The organism is Psychromicrobium lacuslunae (assembly GCF_000950575.1).
GTDB lineage: Bacteria > Actinomycetota > Actinomycetes > Actinomycetales > Micrococcaceae > Renibacterium > Renibacterium lacuslunae.
In genome coordinates this window covers 2,130,415-2,150,466 of the sequence record NZ_CP011005.1, presented here as the reverse complement: position 1 = coordinate 2,150,466, position 20,052 = coordinate 2,130,415, and the positions used below count along the sequence as shown (strand labels likewise).

General features: G+C 59.2%; 21 protein-coding genes and 1 tRNA gene. 12 read left to right on the top strand and 10 right to left on the bottom strand.

Annotated elements, in window-relative coordinates:
- Window positions 1-55: 55 nt before the first annotated feature.
- The 4 genes from UM93_RS10050 to UM93_RS10035 all read right to left on the bottom strand — a co-directional run bounded on the left by UM93_RS10050 (window position 56) and on the right by UM93_RS10035 (window position 5,464).
- A complete protein-coding gene (locus tag UM93_RS10050) occupies window positions 56-1,030 on the bottom strand; it encodes an NUDIX hydrolase (RefSeq protein WP_045075364.1) in 975 nt (324 codons plus the stop codon).
- The gene (locus UM93_RS10045; protein WP_045075363.1) at window positions 1,030-3,258 is read right to left on the bottom strand and encodes an RNA degradosome polyphosphate kinase; all 2,229 of its coding nucleotides are present in this window, start codon (window positions 3,256-3,258) and stop codon (window positions 1,030-1,032) included. The genes UM93_RS10050 and UM93_RS10045 overlap by 1 nt, the downstream gene beginning before the upstream one ends.
- Window positions 3,259-3,328: 70 nt before the next feature.
- The gene (mshD, locus tag UM93_RS10040) at window positions 3,329-4,357 is read right to left on the bottom strand and encodes a mycothiol synthase (RefSeq protein WP_045075361.1); all 1,029 of its coding nucleotides are present in this window, start codon (window positions 4,355-4,357) and stop codon (window positions 3,329-3,331) included.
- Between the two features lie 408 nt (window positions 4,358-4,765).
- Window positions 4,766-5,464 (bottom strand): winged helix-turn-helix transcriptional regulator, encoded by a 699-nt coding sequence (locus UM93_RS10035; protein ID WP_045075360.1) that lies wholly within the window; start codon window positions 5,462-5,464, stop codon window positions 4,766-4,768.
- Between the two features lie 197 nt (window positions 5,465-5,661).
- On the opposite strand from UM93_RS10035, the gene UM93_RS10030 reads away from it, so the two are divergent.
- The 3 genes from UM93_RS10030 to ygfZ all read left to right on the top strand — a co-directional run bounded on the left by UM93_RS10030 (window position 5,662) and on the right by ygfZ (window position 8,312).
- Window positions 5,662-6,396, top strand: a complete 735-nt coding sequence (locus UM93_RS10030) for a hypothetical protein (protein ID WP_045075357.1) — start codon at window positions 5,662-5,664, stop codon at window positions 6,394-6,396.
- A 181-nt stretch (window positions 6,397-6,577) separates the two neighbouring features.
- Window positions 6,578-7,195, top strand: coding sequence for a nitrobindin family protein (locus UM93_RS10025; RefSeq protein WP_045075355.1), 618 nt, complete (start codon window positions 6,578-6,580; stop codon window positions 7,193-7,195).
- 28 nt (window positions 7,196-7,223) lie between these two features.
- Window positions 7,224-8,312, top strand: coding sequence for a CAF17-like 4Fe-4S cluster assembly/insertion protein YgfZ (gene ygfZ, locus UM93_RS10020; protein ID WP_199921740.1), 1,089 nt, complete (start codon window positions 7,224-7,226; stop codon window positions 8,310-8,312).
- Here the strand turns inward: ygfZ and UM93_RS10015 are convergent.
- From UM93_RS10015 to UM93_RS09995, 5 genes are all read right to left on the bottom strand, one after another.
- A complete protein-coding gene (locus UM93_RS10015; protein WP_045075354.1) occupies window positions 8,309-9,010 on the bottom strand; it encodes a GNAT family N-acetyltransferase in 702 nt (233 codons plus the stop codon). The genes ygfZ and UM93_RS10015 overlap by 4 nt on opposite strands.
- Before the next feature lie 9 nt (window positions 9,011-9,019).
- Window positions 9,020-10,042 (bottom strand): 6-phosphofructokinase, encoded by a 1,023-nt coding sequence (locus tag UM93_RS10010; RefSeq protein WP_045075352.1) that lies wholly within the window; start codon window positions 10,040-10,042, stop codon window positions 9,020-9,022.
- A 139-nt stretch (window positions 10,043-10,181) separates the two neighbouring features.
- On the bottom strand, window positions 10,182-10,436 hold the full coding sequence (locus UM93_RS10005) for a PspC domain-containing protein (protein ID WP_045075350.1): 255 nt from the start codon (window positions 10,434-10,436) through the stop codon (window positions 10,182-10,184).
- A complete protein-coding gene (locus UM93_RS10000) occupies window positions 10,433-10,690 on the bottom strand; it encodes a hypothetical protein (protein WP_045075349.1) in 258 nt (85 codons plus the stop codon). The genes UM93_RS10005 and UM93_RS10000 overlap by 4 nt, the downstream gene beginning before the upstream one ends.
- Window positions 10,691-12,451 (bottom strand): PspC domain-containing protein, encoded by a 1,761-nt coding sequence (locus UM93_RS09995; protein ID WP_052663730.1) that lies wholly within the window; start codon window positions 12,449-12,451, stop codon window positions 10,691-10,693.
- 114 nt (window positions 12,452-12,565) lie between these two features.
- Between UM93_RS09995 and UM93_RS09990 the strand changes: the two genes are divergently transcribed.
- A complete protein-coding gene (locus UM93_RS09990; protein WP_045075348.1) occupies window positions 12,566-13,816 on the top strand; it encodes an ATP-binding protein in 1,251 nt (416 codons plus the stop codon).
- On the top strand, window positions 13,813-14,451 hold the full coding sequence (locus UM93_RS09985; protein ID WP_045075346.1) for a LuxR C-terminal-related transcriptional regulator: 639 nt from the start codon (window positions 13,813-13,815) through the stop codon (window positions 14,449-14,451). Before UM93_RS09990 ends, UM93_RS09985 begins: the two co-directional genes overlap by 4 nt.
- Window positions 14,452-14,559: 108 nt before the next feature.
- On the opposite strand, the gene UM93_RS09980 is transcribed toward UM93_RS09985, so the two are convergent.
- Window positions 14,560-15,744: a pyridoxal phosphate-dependent aminotransferase gene (locus UM93_RS09980; RefSeq protein WP_045075345.1), complete on the bottom strand. Its 1,185-nt coding sequence runs from the start codon at window positions 15,742-15,744 to the stop codon at window positions 14,560-14,562.
- A gap of 190 nt (window positions 15,745-15,934) precedes the next feature.
- Between UM93_RS09980 and UM93_RS09975 the strand changes: the two genes are divergently transcribed.
- From UM93_RS09975 to UM93_RS09945, 7 genes are all read left to right on the top strand, one after another.
- Window positions 15,935-16,007, top strand: a tRNA-Trp gene (locus tag UM93_RS09975).
- A 43-nt stretch (window positions 16,008-16,050) separates the two neighbouring features.
- The gene (secE, locus tag UM93_RS09970) at window positions 16,051-16,347 is read left to right on the top strand and encodes a preprotein translocase subunit SecE (RefSeq protein WP_045075344.1); all 297 of its coding nucleotides are present in this window, start codon (window positions 16,051-16,053) and stop codon (window positions 16,345-16,347) included.
- A 76-nt stretch (window positions 16,348-16,423) separates the two neighbouring features.
- Window positions 16,424-17,194 carry a transcription termination/antitermination protein NusG gene (gene nusG, locus UM93_RS09965; RefSeq protein ID WP_045075343.1) on the top strand — a complete coding sequence of 257 codons (771 nt, stop codon included), beginning with the start codon at window positions 16,424-16,426 and terminating at the stop codon, window positions 17,192-17,194.
- A gap of 153 nt (window positions 17,195-17,347) precedes the next feature.
- Window positions 17,348-17,779 carry a 50S ribosomal protein L11 gene (gene rplK, locus UM93_RS09960; protein ID WP_045075342.1) on the top strand — a complete coding sequence of 144 codons (432 nt, stop codon included), beginning with the start codon at window positions 17,348-17,350 and terminating at the stop codon, window positions 17,777-17,779.
- A gap of 102 nt (window positions 17,780-17,881) precedes the next feature.
- Window positions 17,882-18,589 (top strand): 50S ribosomal protein L1, encoded by a 708-nt coding sequence (gene rplA / locus UM93_RS09955; protein ID WP_045075341.1) that lies wholly within the window; start codon window positions 17,882-17,884, stop codon window positions 18,587-18,589.
- Between the two features lie 286 nt (window positions 18,590-18,875).
- On the top strand, window positions 18,876-19,421 hold the full coding sequence (locus UM93_RS09950; RefSeq protein WP_045075340.1) for a GNAT family N-acetyltransferase: 546 nt from the start codon (window positions 18,876-18,878) through the stop codon (window positions 19,419-19,421).
- Window positions 19,422-19,465: 44 nt separating this feature from the next.
- Window positions 19,466-20,029 carry an HdeD family acid-resistance protein gene (locus UM93_RS09945; RefSeq protein WP_045075339.1) on the top strand — a complete coding sequence of 188 codons (564 nt, stop codon included), beginning with the start codon at window positions 19,466-19,468 and terminating at the stop codon, window positions 20,027-20,029.
- Window positions 20,030-20,052: the final 23 nt, after the last annotated feature.

Sequence of the window (20,052 nt, the reverse complement as noted above, 5' to 3'; positions counted from 1 at the left end):
TTGTGTCAATGTATTAATCATTTGATACAAAGGGATATTCGTCAAGAGAAATGTTTTAATCCTCGAAGGGCTTGAACTGTTCCACCGAAACTATTCGTTCTTTGGCGACCTGACAAACCACAATCTCTCCAGGAGCAAGGTAGGGATCCACCGAGGGCAACTGGCTTCGCAGCGAAGAACCCATATGATTTGCCAGCCGTTTGAAGACCGAGGGCAACACCGGCCGGTGGGTGCAGAGCACCACCGCGCGCTCCTTATCGAAAAGCCCCTCAACGACTCCCTGAACTTTAGCCGGTTTCCTGTGATGATTCGCTTCGGTCAGCGCATCTGCAAGCCTGGTCTTGGCCTTAGTAGCTTTGACGTAGGGGGAAACGGTCGCGATGCAACGCGCCCACGGGCTGCTCACCACTCGACCGGGCCGCCAAGCCATCAGCAATCGCTTCACAGCGGCCGCTTGGCGTTGCCCGGTGGCGGCCAGCGGCCGATCTCCCTCCGCGCGAGTCCACGAGGAACGCGGTTTAGCCTTGGCGTGCCGCAGGATTATCAACGGCCAAGTATCTAATTCCTTGCGCTGGTGGGCGCGTACCAGCGCGTCGAGTGGCTCGAAATCGGAGGGATTGCTGAGCTTCTGACGGGCCTGATCAACTGTGCACCAAAGCACCTGATCAACTTCTTTGCCATCCGGTGTCGGCGTTTGATCTTCCAGCTTCGCTGCCCAGTAGAAGACCCGCTTGAGTCCAGAGGAAACCTGGTAATCAATGGTGGGCAGCGGGATGCCGAGCGTCACGTCGACGCCTACCTCCTCACGCACCTCGCGGAGAGCGGTTTCCGGAATAGTCTCTCCCGGATCATGTTTTCCCTTGGGCCATGACCAGTCGTTATACCGTGGGCGATGGATCAGCAGCACTCGAAGCTGTTTTTTCTTCAGTTGCCAGCACAGTGCGCCAGCGGCGAAAACCTTCGGCTGCGGCTCGGAGTCGGAGTTCTCAGCGGCACGGTCCTGCCGCGCAGAGAGCGGGGAGCTGCTCATTACCGGTTCGCGGCTGAACGCTGACGTGATCGGCTAGCCAACAGCCAGGACTGCACATCGGATAGTGCCGCACCGTCCTGATCGAGATGATGGCGCGTCCAGACTCCTTCATTATCCAAATGCCAGCTTGAGGTACCAGCGTCCACATAACGGTCAAGCAGTGAAACTACCGAGGCAATGTCTTCGGGGTTTGACAGCTGAACCAGGGCCTCCACTCGCCGGTCGAGATTGCGATGCATCATGTCGGCAGAACCGATAAAGACCACCGGTTGGCCAGCATTGGCGAAAGTAAAGACCCGGGAGTGCTCCAGGAACCTTCCCAGAATGGAACGTACCGTGATGTTCTCGCTGAGCCCTGGAACCCCGGGGCGTAGCGAACAGATACCGCGGACAATGACGTCAACCTTGACCCCGGCCTGGGAGGCTCGATACAGCGAGTCAATGATCGCTTCGTCGACAATCGAGTTGACCTTGATCTGAACTCGGGCAGCCAGTCCAGCCTTGGCGTTAGAAATTTCCTTCTCAATCCGGTCGATCAGACCCGAACGCACCGAACGGGGTGCTACTAGCAGTCGTTTGAAGGTGGATTTCGGTGCGTAACCGGAAAGCTGGTTGAAAAGTCGAGTGAGGTCCTCGCCAACCTGATCGTCCGCGGTCAATAAGCCCAGATCTTCGTAGTAGCGAGCAGTACGCGGGTGGTAGTTACCGGTACCGATATGGCAATAGCGGCGCAGCCCATCTTGTTCCTGCCGGACAACCAGTGACAGCTTGCAGTGCGTCTTCAGGCCGACGATGCCATAGACCACATGCACCCCGGCCTGCTCAAGCTTGCGAGCCCAGGAAATATTCGCTTGTTCATCGAAGCGCGCCTTGATCTCAACCAAGGCCAGCACTTGCTTACCCGCCTCGGCGGCATCGACTAATGCGTCCACAATCGGCGAATCACCGGAAGTGCGATACAACGTCTGCTTAATAGCCTGCACCTTGGGGTCTGCAGCGGCCTGTTCGAGAAAGGCCTGAACCGAGGTGGAGAAGGAGTCGTAGGGATGGTGCAGCAAAATATCCCGGCGACGCATCGCGGCGAAGACATTGGCCGCCTTAGAGGTCTCCGATTCGTTCAAATACCTGGAGGTGTGCGGCACCCGCTTCGGATAGTGCAGGTCAGCGCGGTCAATATTACCGATCACGCTGAGGCCACGCAGATCGAGCGGCGCAGGCACGGCGTAGACCTCGGATTCCTCGACATCGAGCTCACGCACCAGTAGCGCCCGAATATTCGGGTTGATATCGGTGGTTACCTCCAGCCGCACCGGCGGACCGAAGCGGCGGCGCAGCAACTCTTTTTCAAGGGCTTGTAGTAGGTTCTCGGCGTCGTCTTCTTCAACCTCCAGGTCTTCATTACGAGTCACCCGGAAGGTGTGATGCTCAAGAACTTCCATGCCGGGGAAGAGTTGATCGAGATGTTCAGCGATCACTTCCTCCAAGGGGATGAAGCGCGCCACCCGGCCGGGCACCGAGCCAGCCCGTGGCCCGTCCACGGCAACCATTCGGGGCAACTGATCGGGTACCTTGACCCGGGCGAAGAGCTCTTTTTCGCTCACCGGGTTACGAACCACGACGGCCAAGTTAAGCGAAAGTCCCGAAATGTAAGGGAACGGGTGCGCCGGGTCAACCGCCAGCGGCGTCAGGATGGGGAAGACCTTCTCAGCGAACATCTTGCTGGTCTGGGCCTTGGCTGCTTCGTCCAATTCATTCCAACGGACCAGGTGAATGTGTTCGTAGGCCAGTGCTGGACGAATTTGATCGGCGAAGGTGTGTGCATGGCGGGCTTGGAGCCGGTGGGCTTCCTCGCTGATCTGCTCCAACACCTCAATCGGGCTCAATCCGGCAGGTGAAGGCACCGCCAGGCCGGTGGCAATCCGACGCTTCAGACCGGCAACCCTGACCATGAAGAACTCGTCGAGGTTCGAGGCGAAAATGGAGAGGAAGTTCACGCGTTCGAGCAGGTGAAGATCCGGGTCTTCGGCCAACTCGAGGACTCGGGCGTTAAAAGCCAGCCAGCTGAGTTCGCGGTCGAGGAAACGGTCAGCACTGATTTCACCATCTGGGATCAGGCTAGGCGCAAATTCTGGAATGTCGATTCGATCTTGGGTTGCACGGGCGGCCGGGACCTCGGAGCTGGCAAAACGGTCGGCTTTGCTCACCGTGCCTGTTGGTTCAGTCTGCATCTGAAGAACTGCCTCCTTCTCCGGTAGCTCAGTTGCTCTGCTTAAGACTACCGGCGAAGCGGAGGCTCTTTCACCGTTGTTTCACCGTTTTGACGCTTTGCTCCGGCCGGAAGCCGTACATGACGTCGGTATCCCAGCGGGTGAAGCCTAATTTTTCGTAGAGGGAGACCGCTGCGGTATTGTCAGCATCCACATAAAGCATGATTGATGACACATTTTTCTGCCGCAGGTATTCGATACCAGCGAGGGTAATGGCGCGCCCCAGCCCGATGCCTTGAGCTTGCGGAGCAACGCCCACGACGTACACCTCGCCGAGGTCCGGGTGGCCCGCAGCGCGGTGAATCTTGGTCCAATGGAAACCCAGGATCTGATCGTCCTGGTCGACCGCCAGGAGGAAGCCAGCGGGATCGAACCAGTCCTCAGCCATCCTGGCTGCTAAATCACTCAGCGTGGTGCCACCCTGCTCGGGGTGGTGCGCAAAGGCAGCCGCATTGACCACAAGCCAGGCTTGCTCGTCTTGACCCGGTACAAAGGAACGCAGCCTCAACCCCTCGGGTAGGCCGGTTTTTGGCTGATCCTCTTGGGCCTGTGGGGCGCCGGTGCTGAGGCGCAGTTGTCTCAGTTCACGTACGACGGCGAATCTATTGCGGTCCGCTAACTCGGCCGCCGCGGGATGATTGCCGTGGGACCAAGCCTGGAGGCGATTGAACTCTGTCACACCGAGCGAACGTTCTAACTCCATGACTAAGAAAATCCCGACGCCCTGATTGCGGAAGTTGGGGTGTACAACTAGTTCCAATAGCGGAGCTTCGCCGCTCTGGGTGAGAACAGCAGCCCCGACGAGCGTGGTCTGCTCTTCATCCTGGTCTTCAGCCTTGAACTCCGGCTTGAAGTCACTGTTGTGGACTTGCGCACCGAAAACCCGTGCTCTTAGCGGTTGGCTGGCAAGATCCACCCAGCTCTGATCAGAAAAAGGTGGGTGCCCGTCAGTGTCGGCGGCAGCTTCAGCGAACTGTTTGAGCTTACTGATCAATCGTTGATCGACCGGGAACTCAAGCAACTTCAGCGAGTTCCAACTGCTTTCCTCTGGCTCAATCATGAGTCAAGCCTAGCCCCCGAGTTGCCGTTGTGCGCGGCTGAAGACCCTTACTGGATACTGCCTCTGGTCCCTGAGGTCTGGCCCTGCCGTCTGCCTCCTGCGGCTTGGTGCTGACACTGCGGACCCAGGCCTGGCTGGTGCTCAGAACTTTGCCGATTTTCGTTCCAATCTGGGTATCCGGTATAGTTATTTTTCTGCTCGTCAGGGCAGCGAGGGGGATGCACCAGTGGGGTGCCCACGATACGTTCGACCCGTATGTCCTCCACCAGTGGGATCCGAGCTCCGCTCGGGTCCCTTTTTGTTTCCTTGTTTACCGGTGAGTTCGCGGTATTGCCTCGAATTCGCTAGTAATAACCGACGAATTTGAGACTTAACCACGAACTCAGCGGCGTTGGGGGAATGGAGAGGTTAAGCCTCGGAGAGCTCTTCTTCGGGGGTCCGAAACGGTGTCAACCGGTACCCCACATTGCGCACCGTGCCGATCAGATTCTCGTGGTCGGAGCCGAGTTTGGCGCGCAGCCGCCGAACATGCACATCGACCGTCCGGGTGCCGCCATAGTAGTCGTATCCCCAGACTTCGTGTAGCAGCTGGGCCCGAGTGAATACCCGGCCAGGATGCTGGGCCAGGTATTTCAGCAGCTCGAATTCCTTATAGGTCAGGTTCAAAGCATCACCATTGACCCGGGCGGTGTAGGAAGACTCATCGATCACCACGCCAGCCGCGCGGATCTCATTGCCAACCTCCTCAGCATCCTCTTGGGTTTTCATCAATGACAGCCTGAGCCGAGCTTCCACCTCGGCCGGGCCCGCGGTATTGAGCACAATGTCATCGGCGGCCCAGTTCGCTGAAATTGCTGCCATCCCGCCCTCGGTGAGTACCAGGATAAGCGGGGCGCCGGGGCCAGTGGCTCGTAGTAGCTGAGTGAGTGAACGAGCGCCGACGAGGTCTCTCCGCGCGTCCAGCAGGATGATGTCCGCCGGTCCGGCGTCGACCAGGGCAGAGGGCTCGGCGGGGAGAATATGTACCCGATGGTTGAGCAGCTCAAGGGCGGGCAGGATGTCCACCGAACTGTCGGTGCTGTTCGTCAGTATCAGAATATGAGACATAATTCCTCCAATGTGCTGAGGATGCGCATCGTCGGGCGTCCACCGTGAGTTTCCCTGAATAGCCTCAACCGGTTGGGTAAGAGTATAGCCGGAAGCAAGCTTCGGGTTGTTCGGCAAGTCCGCCCGAGTAGTACCAGGCACAGCACTCGATCGCTCGCGGCAGGACATTTCCACCTCCAATAGGGCAGGATGAGTATGTGAAAAGTTGGAGTGTCGGACTGACCGGTTTGCTGGGCTTGGCAGCTATCCTGGCGGCCTCCTATGCGGCTTCCGGTTTGCAGCTCGCGGTAGGTATTGTGCTGGCCGCGCTGTTCGGCTTCGGTTGGCCGCACTACCTTGCCATCCCGGCCCGCAAAACCCTCGGGCTGGTAATTGCTGCTGCAGGCTCACTGAGCGTGATTGCCGCCAATTTCAGCACCGCACCGAGCTATTTGCTTTGGGTCGCGCCGATTATCGCGGTGGGCGTTGGTGCAATCTTCGTGGTGCAGCTAATTCGCGGCACCGGGCAGAGCCATCGGCTGGAATCTACTTTTGGCGGCGTTGCCGGGGTACTGATCGTGGCGGTTGGCTCTGGCTGGATTGCCGCTCAGCGCTTTACTGGGGAGGGCGCATTGACGCTGATTACCGGGGCAAGCGCAGTGGTGGTGCTTTTGTTGAGCATTCTGCCCTGGCCGGATCGCATTATCGCGCCGCTGGGATTGGTGCTTGGCACCCTGGCCGGGCCGCTGGTGGCGATTGCCTTTTCCGATCTGCATATCCTGCCCGCTGCGGTGATCGGCTTCGTGGTTGCTGCCGTACTGCTCAGCTTCCGGCGGCTGAGCAGCATCGCCCCGGCTCGGCACAGCGTCCCGGGCGGGATAGCTCTCGGCTTGGCACCGGTGCTGGCGCTCGGCGGCATGGTCTACTTCATTGACAAAATGTTGATTAACTAAGCGGCTTGACTGGCTTGGCTGTTTGATTGCCCTGACTCGCTCTCAGCCGCGATAGGATGAAGTCATGTCGACGCTCGGTCTAGAAATTTTCTTCATTGTTCTGCTCGTTGTGGCTGGTCTTTCGATGGCTTGGTTCGCCGGCCTGGTTGTCTGGCGGTTATTCAAAGGGCAGAAGTAAACCGTGCCCATCGAGATCCCTACTGACCTCACCCCAGAACTGGTTCCGCTTTCCTGGCTGATTGGTGAATGGGAGGGCCAGGGACGCTTGGGCACCGGTGAGGCCGACTCGGAACACTTCTTCCAGCACGTCAGCTTCGCCTCCAACGGCTTGCCCTATTTACAGTATGTGGCGCAGAGCTGGTTGACCGATGAAGATGGCTTGAAGCTCCGCCCGCTCAGTGTGGAACAGGGTTTTTGGGCGCTGGACCGGAAACTCGGTGAGGCCGACGGCGGTCCAGGCCTGATACCAGCCGATATTGTCCCGGCGCTGCGTGACGCTGATGCGGTCGAGGAGCTTCGCAATGACCAGGGCGGTTTCGACATCACCGCCACCATTGTGCATCCCGGCGGTATCTCGGAACTTTACTACGGCAGCATTAAAGGGCCGCAGATTCAGCTATCGACCGATGCGGTGATGCGCGGGGCGGGCTCGAAAGACTACGCCGCAGCCACCCGGATTTTCGGCTTAGTTAACGGAGATTTGTTTTGGCGTTGGGACGTCGCCGCCGAAGGAAACTCTCTTGAAGCCCACGCTTCGGCGATCCTCAAAAAGGTTATTGCCGCCGAATCCGCGGAATAGCCTGTTGTAAGGCCTGGTTGGTATCGATATGAGTTCTTATCGCAGCCCCTTATTGTCCCGTTCTGGCGCAGTGGCGGCCGAGGGCTTGGATGAGGGTGTCGCCGCGCATTATGGCGATCCATTGCGCGAACAGCGAGCTTTGGCTGCTGGTACTGCCTTCGTTGATCATTCACAGCGCGGGGTAGTCACGGTGCGTGGCGCCGACCGGCTGAGCTGGCTCACCACGTTATCCTCTCAGGACGTTTCTCGCCTGACCCCTGGAGAGTCCCCAGAGTTGCTACTGCTGAGTCTGCAGGGTCGCATTGAGTATGACGCGCACATTATTGACGACGGCGAGGCGGCCTGGCTTCTGGTCGAAGCCGCAGAAGCGGCACCACTTGCTCAATGGCTTGATTCGATGAAGTTTATGCTGCGGGTGGAGATCGCCGATCGGAGCGCCGAATGGGGTGTGCTGGCATCCAGTGTTGCGCTGCCTCTCGACGCGCCTTACTGGCAGGACCCATGGCCGGGCGTGGTGCCAGGCGGGTACGCCTACTCGGACTCCGAGCACCACCCAGGGGCGGAACGGCCCTGGTTTGAATACTTAGTCCAGCTGAGCGAACTCGGTGAACGGGCGGACGCCTTACAGTCTTCAGGCTTCAGCCAGGCTGGTTCGCTGGCCGCTGAAGCGCTCCGACTTGCCGCTTGGCGGCCGCGTTGGGGAGCTGAAATCGACGAGAAGACCATCCCGCATGAACTTGATTTAATGCGCACCGCGGTGCACCTGTCGAAGGGCTGTTACAAGGGTCAGGAAACCGTGGCCCGGGTTCACAATTTAGGCCACCCGCCGCGTCGTCTAGTGTTCCTGCAACTCGACGGCTCACAGCACACCATGCCCGCAGCCGGTGCGCCGGTTTTGCTCGGTGAGCGGACGGTAGGAACCCTAACCTCGGTGGCGCAGCACTATGAGATGGGGCCGATCGGGCTCGCCGTGGTGAAGCGCAACGTCGATCCGGACGCTGAGCTGACAATTCAGGACGGCGATGAAGCTTATGTCGCGGCCCAGGAGATTATTGTCGCCACCGACGCCGGTCAAGTGGTCGGCAGGCAAAGCGGTTTCCTCCGCCCAGTGCGCTAGAAGACGACGGTGGTCTGAGACCCGGCGTGGATGAAACCGAGCTTTTCGGCTAGCGCCTTCGAGGCTGGATTGTCGACTGAAGCGCGCCATTGCGGAATGAGCCCGGCACCGAGGGCCTCGTGTGCAGCAATTCCGGCCACCGTGAAGCCGTAGCCGTTGCGGCGTAGCTGTGGATCGACCAAAACACTGAGCTGTGCGAGCAACCCTTGCCACTGACGATAACCAGCGCTGGCGATGGACTGCTCGGCAAGCATCATGGTGAACTGATGATCCAGTTCGAGGATTCCGGACTCATTGACGTCATCGGCTGGGCTGGCGGCCCGGAGCTGCTCAAGTTCAGCCTTGTCCAAGGAGACCACCACTTCTTCTTCAGGGTTGATCACCTCTAGGTCATCGGCAAAGAACAGTTCTGCGCTGCCCACGCTCCGGGCGCCGTGATCCTGACCTATTGCGAGCAGTCCGCTCAGCGTCAGCTTCTCGTCACTCAGCCCTGAGGCGCGCTGCAGAAACCATTCCGGGCCGCTGAGCACGCTGCCTCCGAATAAACGGATGAAACTGGCCGAATCGCCGGAGCGGGTAATTTTTTCCAGCCGCGGCGACCGGGTAGCGCTGGCCTCGGCCAGCGCACCATCGGCTAGGCCGAGTAGGCGCTCCCAGGCAAGGTGCACAATTGCGCTCGAACTCTGCTCAAAACTCACCAGAAGAGTCTAGCCAAAGAGGATCGAGGCTTCATCGTATCGGCTCTGCGGCACGGTTTTGAGATTTCCCAAGGCCGCTTCAAAAGGTACGTGCACAATATTTGTGCCGGAGAGCGCGACCATGGTGCCCCAATGACCGTCAACCACCGAATCAATGGCCGCCATCCCCAGCCGCGTCGCCAACACCCGGTCATACGCGGTCGGCACCCCGCCGCGCTGGATATGCCCCAAAATGGTCGCCCGGGTTTCAATGCCGGTGCGTTCCTCCAGCTGGCTGGAGAGCTGATCGCCGATGCCGCCGAGCCGCGGCCGACCGAAGGTATCTAAACCGCGCTCTGAGTGCGGAGATTCCAGGTGCTCGGGAACGAACCCCTCGGCTACCACCACCAGCGGCGCGCGACCACGTTCATGGGCGTCCAGTACCCATTCAGCGATCTGCTCGATGCTGACTTTCTGTTCCGGGATTAGGATGGCGTGCGCTCCCGAGGCCATTCCGGCGTGTAGCGCAATCCAGCCAACGTGCCGACCCATCACTTCGGCGATCATGCAGCGGTGATGGGATTCGCCGGTGGTACGGAGCCGGTCGATGGCTTCGGTAGCAATTTGCACGGCGGTGTCGAAGCCAAAGGTGTAGTCGGTGGCGTCGAGGTCGTTATCGACCGTCTTAGGCACGCCGACAATCTTGAGCCCAACGTCGGTCAACCGTTTAGCGGCGGCCAGGGTCCCTTCGCCGCCAATGGCAATAATCGCCTCAATGCCCAGTCGATCCATATGGGCTTTGATGACTTCGGGGCCACCGCCGTCGAAAGGATTAGTCCGGGAAGTACCCAAAATGGTGCCACCCTGTTTGGAGATGCCTCGCACGCTCTGCCGCGGTAGATCCATGATGTCGCCCTCGACTACGCCACGCCAGCCGTCACGGAAACCGACGAACTCCTGACCGTGAATTTTGATGCCTTTCAGCACCGCGCCGCGAATCACAGCGTTAAGTCCGGGGCAGTCGCCGCCGCTGGTCAGGATACCGATCTTCATACAGGCTCAATCCTTGGGTGATGTGGAACAGTCAGGATGAGCGCCCCGTCGAGCTCTGAATAGATTCTAGACAATTCTGCGCCGGAATGTGATCTAAGCAACTTTCATGACGGTGCCGAGCCGGTGATAGTGGTGCCTGTTATTTGGTTCGGAGGCCGCCGAGCAGGCGTTCCAGCACGATTGAATTGTTCTGGTCCGGCACGATTAGCCAGCAGATGGCGTAGCACAGGAAAGCAGGCCCGGGCAACAGGCAGAACACCAAGAAGGCGATCCGGACCCAAGCCACATCGATCTTGGTTGCTACCGCTATGCTGCCCAGCACTCCGCCGAGCCAACGTTCCTGACGACTCCGCCGCCAGGGGATCCTGCGCATTACCGAGTAGAAGCCGTTCACTGTTCTAGCGTATCGGTTGCTTCGTCGCGCCGCTTCTTAGCCCTGATCGCGGCAGAAGACACACCGCCGACCAGTAGGGCCAGGCCTGCCAGCAGCAAAACGCCGATCACTACCACCCGGGCGTCGAGCTGAATAGTAGTGAACTTGGCTACCGCGAGCAGAACACCGATCACGATGAGCACCGCACCCCAGACCAGCGTGCCGACCCTGACACCGTTTCGCACGTTTTCATCAGTTCTTCCTTCAGGGCTCATTTACTTTCCTCCATTGGGGTTGACCAGTTCGAGGCCGCCGACGCCGCCGACGGTGATCACGATCGCTGGGCCTTTTGCTTGAGAGTTCAGTTGATAGTTCTTGGTCGAGTCAGGTGCCTCGGGATCACGGACCTGGACATTCGGTGAGACTTCGTTGAGGATTGTCACATTTCCGGCCCAGAGATTGTTTTTGACTTCGACCGGAACATTCTTTGGCAAATTGATGCTGACCGACCCTGCCGTAATCGCCACCGGAATTTCCAGTGGTTCATTGAGATCGTGCAGGGCGCTCAGATCGATTCGGCTCTGGCTCGCGGTTACCGTGAAACCACTGTGGGCTTCGCTTGGGCTGGAAACATTCCAAGTCTCACTGCGCGCCACCGTCCAGTGCCCATTCGGAGAGACTGAGGGTAGCAGAGCCAGCACCCCGGCAATGATCAGGGCGCAGACCGCGAAGAAGCCTAAGCCGCCACTGCTACGGCCGCGCAGCGCGGCGACCATGATGCCGAGGCCGCAGATCACTCCCGCCGAAGCCCAAGCCAAAACAGCCACCGGGCCGCTGATCAGACCGAGCATCTCAGCCAAGAAGATGCCGCCAGCGACGAGTATTGCGGCGCCTAGGCTAATGGAAAAGATCACCGGTCCAGCGCTCTGATGTCTGGGACGAGGAGGCTTCACCATCAGCGGGGGCGAATAGAGAGTCGAGGTTGGGGCGGTGAAACTACTCTGTGAAGAACCGGGCTGTGAAGAACTGGGCTGTGAAACACCACTGTGTGGATAGCCCGGCTGCTGGGCGCCATCGCCCGAGTTGCCAACTGAATAGCTACTCGAGTTGCCGCCCGTCGCGGTCATCGGCGAAGCCCCAGCTGGCTGGGTGAAGCTCTGATAGGGGGCCGTGGGCGGTGCGTAGTTTCCCGGTGCCGCCGGGCGGTAAGGGGTGGGTCCAGCTTTTTCCGGACGAGAGGTCTTACCCCGATTGACCGCCCAAATAATAACCGCGACAATTCCGGCAATCCAGATCAACGGCCAGGGGAACCAGCCAGCTGAGTCAAAAATGTTGAGGAAAATCAGTCCTCGCCAGAATGGCAGAATGCCAAGCAGCACGAAAATTGATGCTCCGGTCATGCCACCGCTCCAGGTGCCTCGGGAGACCTCCTGGACGTGAATCCGGCCATCCGGCTCGGGTAGTAATGCCCAGGCGACGCCGTAGGCTAATAGTCCGATGCCGAAGAAGATCGAGGTGACTACCACGATGCCACGGACGATTATTGGGTCGATGCCGAGCCGTGCGGCGACGCCGCTGGCGACTCCGCCAACCCAACGGTCGCTGCCACGGACAATTTTTAGGCTTCGCAGCCAGGTGAAGAAGCCGTTTTCCTGAACTCGCGAACTGCCAGCTTCCGCAGCACCGCTTGCCCAAGCACTGGCTGACTGCTCGCGGGGTCCGCTTCCAGGCCCATAGCCGCTATCGGCGGCGTGGCTGTCGTGCGGGATGTGTGATTCACCGGCCGGTGCTTCGGTTGTCAGCTCGGTCGTCAGATCGGCAGAGTTGTCGCCTTGGGCGTCCTCTGGACCCGAGGTCTCGGCCGGGCTCGTCCCGGTAGCTTCGCTTTCCGGTGTTGTTACCGGGGCTTCGGACGAAGGAACGCCTTCAGGCGTGACAGGCGTGACAGGCGTGCCAGGCCTGACAGCCGAGACTTCATCCGTCACACTCGAGGCATCGTCCGGCTCAGCTCCGGGAGTGCTTTCTTTTTCATTCATAGTTCCATGGTGGTCGAGTTGGTCGAACTGCACTATCGGGTGAACCCCTGAAACAACCCTGAAGCTACCCTGAAGAACCGGGAACGAGGCCCTGAAACGTGCTTGAATCAATTCATGACCATCAGGCCGCCGCTAAGCCGCAGCACCGATCGAGTGATTGCCGGTGTTTGTGCTGGGCTGGCCAAGCATCTGGGCTGGTCGGTCTCCACAGTACGTCTCGTGATGGCGCTTTCCACCATGTTCTTCGGCGCGGGTCTGCTCCTTTACTTCTGGCTATGGGCCTTAGTCCCCGACGCTGGCGCAGCAGGTAGCGCGATCAAACCCAATCAGCTCCTTGAAAACGCTGAGCAATTATGGCGACGCCGCGGGGTCAAAGAAGTCATTATTGGCGTCCTCCTCTTACTCGCCGCGGTACTGGTGCTCGTGCAGTCGCTCGGTGTGAACCTCCAGCTAGGTGTGGTCGGCCCGTTCCTGGTGATCGTCGCCGGGGCAGTGTTGGTTTGGTTGCAGCTCGACGCCAGTCGGCGGGCGGCGCTGCTCAATTCGGTGCTGCCGGAACGCGATAAGCAGCGCAGCCCACTGGGTGTTTTCCGGCTCGTGGCGGGGCTGCTACTGGTGGCACTTGGCGTGATTGTGCTGGTTGCCGGTGGCGGTGGCTGGGACCGGGTGATACCAGCGGTGATAGCGGCTTTTGCGGTGCTGGCCGGGGTTGGATTGGTGCTAACTCCCTGGGCGCTGCGGCTCTGGCGGGACTTGCAAGAGGAGCGGGCGGCCCGGGTGCGAGAAACCGAACGGGCTGAAATCGCTGCACACCTGCATGATTCGGTCCTGCAAACCCTCGCACTGATTCAACGTAAGGCCAGTTCTGAGCAGGACGTGGTGACCCTGGCCCGCGCCCAGGAACGCGAATTGCGCGACTGGATTTACCAAGATTCCAGCAGGAATCCGACGAATTTGGCGGCGCGGCTGAAGGCCATTGCCGCCGAACTGGAGGAGACGCACGGTGTCGCTGTTGAGGTGATTGCGGTTGGTGATGCGCTGATGGGTAATGGCGTGGAAGCCTTAGCGCAAGCCGCTCGGGAGGCGATCCTGAATTCGGTGCGGCATGCGGGGACCACGGTGTCGGTCTATCTGGAGGCAACCGCTGAGCTTGCCGAGGTGTTTATCAGAGATCGCGGCTCAGGGTTTGAACTGGAGGAGATTCCCGATGACCGGCTAGGGGTGCGGGAGTCAATTATCGGTCGCATGCAGCGGCACGGCGGGAACGCCAAAATCCTGTCCTCGGTGGAAGGTACCGAGGTTCAGCTGAGTCTGCCACTGAATAGCCAGCAAGAGTCCAGTGAGGACAAGGAGAAAGACAAATGACGACGGTGGTGGTAGTTGATGACCACGCGATTTTCCGCTCCGGCCTGCGCAGCGATCTGGCTGCCGATATCGAGGTACTCGCTGAGGCGGCTACGGTAGACGAGGCGATAGCGCAGATTGCCCAATATCGGCCCGAGGTGGTGCTACTCGATGTGCACTTGCCTGGCGGACGGGGCGGCGGCGGACGCGAGGTGATCGAAGGTTCAGCAACGCTGCTCGCCGAAGTGCGCTTTTTGGCGCTCAGCGTATCCGATGCTGCCGAGGATGTGGTCTCGGTGATCCGGGCGGGCGCCCGTGGCTATGTCACTAAGACCAGCTCGGGAGAGGAAATCTCTGCTGCGGTGCGCGCTGTTTCCGGTGGTGACGCGGTGTTCTCGCCTCGGCTGGCTGGCTTTGTGCTCGATGCTTTTGGCAGCGCCGGAGTCGCCGTTGACGATGAGCTAGATCGATTGTCGGCGCGGGAAGGTGAAGTGATGCGGCTGATCGCACGCGGCTACAGCTATAAGGAAACCGCTAAGCAACTTTTCATCTCGGTGAAAACGGTGGAAACCCATGTTTCCGCGGTGCTGCGTAAATTACAACTTTCCTCACGCCACGAACTCACCCGCTGGGCAGTGAATAAGAAACTGATCTAACCCACCCCCAGTCCCGCGAGTTCGTTGGTAACTCTCGGATTCGCTAGTAATAGCTAGCGAATTCGAGACTAATCCGCGAACTCGCGGGGCGGCTTTGCTGAGTGGGTGTTAGGCCAGGAACTCTTGCAGGCGACGGACGCCCTCGGCCAGGTCGTCGTCGCCGAGGGCGTAGGAAAGCCGGAGGTAACCGCTGGGGCCGAAGGCTTCACCGGGCACCACGGCAACTTCCACCTTGTCGAGGATCAACGAGGCCAACTCGGCCGAACTTCCTAGTTGCAGCCGATCCAGCACTCCCGAAACATCCGCATAGGCGTAGAACGCGCCGTGCGGGGTCGGGCAGTCGACGCCGGCAATGGCGTTTAGCCCGGCCACGATGTTCTTCCGGCGGCGATCGAAGGCTACGCCCATTTCGCGTACCGCATCCAAAGAGCCGGAGACAGCCGCCAAGGCAGCCCGTTGAGAAATATTAGAGACATTCGAGGTGGCGTGTGACTGCAGGTTGGTGGCGGCCTTGATCACATCCTGCGGGCCAACCATCCAGCCGACTCGCCAACCGGTCATCGCAAACGTCTTAGCAACGCCATTGACCAGCACCACCCGGTCCGCCAGAGCAGGTGCCGCCGAAGCGATCGAAGTGAATGGCACGCCATCGTAGGTCAGGTGCTGGTAGATCTCGTCGCTGACCACCCAGAGTCCCTTGGCCGCAGCCCACTCGCCGATTTCACGAGTCTGCTCGGGAGAGTAAACCGCACCGGTGGGGTTGGAGGGCGAGACGAAGAGCAGCACCTTGGTGCGCGGCGTCAGGGCAGCCTCAAGCTGTTCCAGGGTGACCAAATAACCTTGGTCAGCGCCGGCAAAGACCTCGACCGGCACGCCGCCAGCCAATCGGACTGCCTCCGGGTAGGTTGTCCAATAAGGGGTGGGCAGCAACACTTCGTCACCCGGGTCAAGCAGCGTGGCGAAGGTTTGGTAAACCGCCTGCTTACCGCCGTTGGTAACCAAAACCTGGGAAGCCTCAACCTGGTAGTTGCTGTCTCGCTGCGTCTGAGCGGCAATTGCCTCTCGCAGTTCCGGTAAGCCAGCCGCGGGGGAGTAGCGGTGGTTCTTGGGATCCCGTGCCGCCGCGACAGCTGCCTCCACAATGTAGTCGGCGGTCGGGAAATCCGGTTCACCCGCCCCGAAACTAATCACCGGTCGGCCCGCGGCCTTGAGTGCTTTCGCCTTGGCGTCCACCGCGAGCGTTGCTGATTCGGCAATAGCGCCGACGAGTTTCGAAATGCGGCTGGAGGTCATGGCAGTTCCTTCAGATCGGGAGATGACTGGGCGAAGATGAACTCTTCACCCTTTACTTTAGGGGTTTCTGTCACTGAGTTCGACGTTGCCCGGTAGATTGCGTAGACTTGGTGACCGGTGTTGAAATCACCATGATGGTTCGCGCCTTCATGGGGCTGCGGAAGTGGCTGTGAAGACGACATCCCAACCTAGGGTAGTGGCGCAATTGGTAGCGCAGCGGTCTCCAAAACCGCAGGTTGCAGGTTCGAGTCCTGTCTGCCCTGCGCATCATCCATTTCGAACATCGACGAGTAAGGCAGAGCAGAGTTGACTGATACAACTGCCAGCAGCTCCCCGGACCGCCCGGTCAAAAAGTCTGGCAAGGGTGCCGCGGGTGCGAAGTCCGGCAAGCCAGGCTTCTTCAGCCGGATTGCACTTTTCGTCCGCCAGATCATTGGCGAGTTGCGCAAGGTCGTTACTCCTACTCGTAAAGAGCTGGTCAATTACACCATCGTCGTCTTGGTGTTCGTGATCATCATGATTGGCATTACCTTCGCCCTTGACTACATCTTCTTCTCGGGAGTCAGCTGGGTCTTCGGCGGCGGCGGGCCCGTCGATAAATAAAAGGTGTCCAATGTGAGGGCCAATGGTGATGACGTTGGCTCCGCTGGATCAATGAACTACGAAAGCAGGAAGCACCGTGTCTGAGCAGGAGCTCGAGATTACCGAAGAGAGCACTCCGGAAGAGATTGTGGCGGAGGAAGAACTCAGCACCGAGCAGGACGCTGCCCAGAATGACGAAGCTGAGCAGGACGAAGCGGCAGCCGAAGAGTCTGTAGCGTTGGCTGAAGAAGCACCTGCCGTGGATCCCGTTGAGGAATTCAAGTCGAAACTGCGCCGTCAAGAGGGCGATTGGTACGTCATTCATTCCTACGCCGGTTACGAAAACCGGGTGAAGGCGAACCTGGAGACCCGTGCCCAGTCGCTGAACATGGAAGAGCATATCTTCGAAATCCAGGTCCCGATGGAAGAAGTCGTCGAGATCAAGAATGCGCAGCGCAAGGTAGTCAACCGCGTTCGTATCCCCGGTTATGTACTGGTTCGAATGGATCTGACCGACGCCTCCTGGGGCGTAGTCCGGCACACTCCCGGCGTTACCGGCTTCGTTGGCAATGCTCATAACCCGGTGCCGCTGCGGCTTGATGAGGTTTTCTCCATGCTTGCTCCGGTCTTTGAAGAAGAACAAGCCGAGGGCGCCACCAAGGGATCTGCCATCAAGGCGGCTCAGGCTCCTATTGCGGTGGACTTCGAAATTGGCGAGTCCGTGATCGTCAAGGAAGGCCCGTTCGAGACCTTGCCGGCCACTATCTCGGAGATCAAGCCGGAGTCGCAGACCTTGGTCGTTTTGGTCTCGCTGTTCGAGCGCGAGACCCCGGTGACGCTGTCATTCGGTCAAGTCACCAAGATCTAGTACACTTAATAGGTTCCAAAAGACTTTGTCGTCTCTCGTCATGCTTTAGGCGAGGGATGACGTCATTCAGCTGTCTCGCCATGACAGCTGGTTGCACTACCCCTCAGATGCGCTCCTGCAGCTGAGGAAACATGTACGAGAGAAGGACCTGAAGTGGCTCCCAAAAAGAAAGTCACCGGCCTCATCAAGTTGCAGATCCAGGCAGGCGCCGCTAACCCGGCCCCGCCGATCGGTCCGGCGCTTGGTCAGCACGGTGTCAACATCATGGAATTCTGCAAGGCGTACAACGCTGCGACGGAATCCCAGCGTGGAAACGTCATCCCGGTGGAAATCACGGTTTACGAAGACCGTTCATTCACCTTCATCACCAAGACTCCGCCGGCTGCCGAGCTGATCAAGAAGGCTGCTGGCGTTGCTAAGGGCTCCTCGACCCCGCACACCGTCAAGGTTGCTAAGTTGACCAAGGCTCAGGTGAACGAGATCGCTACCCAGAAGCTGGTTGATCTGAACGCCAACGATGTCGAGGCAGCTGCCAAGATCATCGCCGGTACCGCCCGCTCGATGGGTATCACCGTCGAAGGTTAATTCCTTCGGCCATCACAATCATTGAAGTCTTCCTCAACGGAAGACAGTGGCAGGGCCCAGCGCGGTCCGACAGACCACAACTGCACAAGGAGAAAAAGCAGCATGGCAAAGCGCAGCAAAGCATATGAGGCAGCAGTAGCCAAGATCGAAGAGGGCAAGCAGTACGCCCCGGCCGACGCGGTCAAACTGGCCAAGGACACTAACCCGTCGAAGTTCGACGCCACCGTTGAGGTTGCCTTCCGCTTGGGTGTTGACCCTCGTAAGGCCGACCAGATGGTCCGTGGCACCGTCAACCTGCCGCACGGCACCGGTAAGACCGCCCGCGTCCTGGTTTTCGCAACCGGTGACCGCGCCGAGGCCGCTATTGCGGCCGGTGCCGACTTCGTTGGCTCGGACGACCTGATCGAAAAGATCTCCGGCGGCTGGACCGACTTCGACGCCGCAGTGGCAACCCCTGACCTGATGGGCAAGGTTGGCCGCTTGGGTAAGGTTCTTGGCCCGCGTAACCTGATGCCGAACCCGAAGACCGGCACCGTGACGGTTGATGTGGCGAAGGCCGTTGAGGAAATCAAGGGTGGCAAGATCGACTTCCGCGTCGACAAGCACTCGAACCTGCACTTCATCATTGGCAAGGTGTCGTTCGACGCCAAGCAGCTCGCGGAGAACTACGCAGCGGCGCTTGAAGAGGTGCTTCGTTTGAAGCCCTCCACCTCGAAGGGCCGTTACCTGCAGAAGGCTACCGTGACCACCACCTTCGGCCCCGGCATCGCCGTGGACCCGAACGTCACCAAGGTACTGACCGAGGCGTAAATCCTCGAAACCTCACTGAGGGCCGGGAAGCAATGGCTTCCCGGCCCTCAGTTTTTAAGCCGTGATCAGTGCCGGCTGGTTGATTAGCGCGGAGTTTGACATGGCGGCACTTAAATACTGGCACCAGTTTCCGGAGCCAAAATGGTGCCGGTGTCTCTCCGCACCGCTTTGGAGGTGGAAAACGGTGCTGGTGTTTAACGGTGCCGGTGCTGGTGCGTAGGGGGCGAGGGTAGAGGGGCGAGGGGCTGGTGGCACGCTCCTTGGTGGGATCCGCTAGAGTCAGAAAATGATTGACTACCGACGCGCCACACTGGCTGATCTAGCCGCCTTGGTTGAGCTAGCCGCCGTGACTTTCCCACATTCGGCACCGGTTGGCTCTGAGCCGGCCAATATTCAGCACCATATTGACAGCTATCTCAATACTGAGAAATTCACTTGGTATCTCGAATCACCCCAGGTCACTGTTTTGGTGGCCGAAGAACAGGGTGTGCTGCTCGGCTACAGTGTGACCATCGCTCAGCCCTCGGAGGACGCCGAAGTGCTAGCGGCGCTGACTCTGCACCCGATTGTTGAACTCAGCAAATGCTATGTGCACCCCGAGCATTTTGGCGCGGGCATTGCGGGCGGGCTGATGAAAGCGACCTTGGCTGAAGCCGCGAATTCCTCGGCAGCGGGAATCTGGCTCGGGGTGAGCAGCGTGAATGAACGGGCGATCAGATTCTACGAAAAGCAAGGTTTCGTTAAGGTGGGGAAGAAGTCATTTCTTTTCGGTAACAGGTTAGAAAGAGACTATGTGATGCAGCGTGCTTTAGCGGATTCCCGGCAGACTTAGTGGCATACTGAAGGCTGAGTTAGTGCTGCTCAGAGGAGGAAACGATGGAACAACTTTATTCAGCAAGTCGGAAACTGTGGTGGGTAGTCCTTATCCGCGGCATTTTTGCGGTTGCGCTGGGACTTTTTGCTCTCTTCTCTCCGCAGAGCACGCTGGCAGCCTTTGTCCTCATCTTCGGTATTTACGCGATCATCGACGGCGTCACCGCGGTGGTGATGGCAATTGGCTCCCGCAAAGAGCAGCATCTTTGGGGTTGGCTCGTGGTTGAAGGCGCCATCTCGGTCTTGGCCGGTATCTTTGCGGTGGCCTGGCCAACTGCTACCGCGCTGGCGATTGGTTTCATTATCGGCTTCTGGGCCATTCTGCTCGGCGCGGCACAGCTCGTCCAGGCATTTGCACTGAAACGGGAGCTGAGCGGAGTCTGGGGCTGGGTATTGGCTTCCGGCATCATTAGCATCCTTTGGGGTGGTTTTGTGCTGGCAATGCCAGGCATTGGTCTGCTCACAGTGCTCTGGATCTTCGGTATTTTCGCGCTGGTCTTCGGCATTTGGACCATCGTGATGTCGTTGCGGATCCGTTCGGCGGTACGCCAGGTGCTATCCAGCTAATCGGCACAGATTCCCCGCCTTTC

Excerpts from the sequence above, each read along its gene's own strand:
- UM93_RS10050 (WP_045075364.1), bottom strand. The coding sequence starts at position 1,030 with ATGAGCAGCTCCCCGCTCTCTGCGCGGCAGGACCGTGCCGCTGAGAAC.
- UM93_RS10045 (WP_045075363.1), bottom strand. The coding sequence starts at position 3,258 with ATGCAGACTGAACCAACAGGCACGGTGAGCAAAGCCGACCGTTTTGCC.
- mshD (WP_045075361.1), bottom strand. The coding sequence starts at position 4,357 with ATGATTGAGCCAGAGGAAAGCAGTTGGAACTCGCTGAAGTTGCTTGAG.
- UM93_RS10035 (WP_045075360.1), bottom strand. The coding sequence starts at position 5,464 with ATGTCTCATATTCTGATACTGACGAACAGCACCGACAGTTCGGTGGAC.
- ygfZ (WP_199921740.1), top strand. The coding sequence starts at position 7,224 with ATGAGTTCTTATCGCAGCCCCTTATTGTCCCGTTCTGGCGCAGTGGCG.
- UM93_RS10010 (WP_045075352.1), bottom strand. The coding sequence starts at position 10,042 with ATGAAGATCGGTATCCTGACCAGCGGCGGCGACTGCCCCGGACTTAAC.
- UM93_RS10000 (WP_045075349.1), bottom strand. The coding sequence starts at position 10,690 with ATGAGCCCTGAAGGAAGAACTGATGAAAACGTGCGAAACGGTGTCAGG.
- UM93_RS09995 (WP_052663730.1), bottom strand. The coding sequence starts at position 12,451 with ATGAATGAAAAAGAAAGCACTCCCGGAGCTGAGCCGGACGATGCCTCG.
- UM93_RS09990 (WP_045075348.1), top strand. The coding sequence starts at position 12,566 with ATGACCATCAGGCCGCCGCTAAGCCGCAGCACCGATCGAGTGATTGCC.
- UM93_RS09985 (WP_045075346.1), top strand. The coding sequence starts at position 13,813 with ATGACGACGGTGGTGGTAGTTGATGACCACGCGATTTTCCGCTCCGGC.
- UM93_RS09980 (WP_045075345.1), bottom strand. The coding sequence starts at position 15,744 with ATGACCTCCAGCCGCATTTCGAAACTCGTCGGCGCTATTGCCGAATCA.
- rplA (WP_045075341.1), top strand. The coding sequence starts at position 17,882 with ATGGCAAAGCGCAGCAAAGCATATGAGGCAGCAGTAGCCAAGATCGAA.
- UM93_RS09950 (WP_045075340.1), top strand. The coding sequence starts at position 18,876 with ATGATTGACTACCGACGCGCCACACTGGCTGATCTAGCCGCCTTGGTT.
- UM93_RS09945 (WP_045075339.1), top strand. The coding sequence starts at position 19,466 with ATGGAACAACTTTATTCAGCAAGTCGGAAACTGTGGTGGGTAGTCCTT.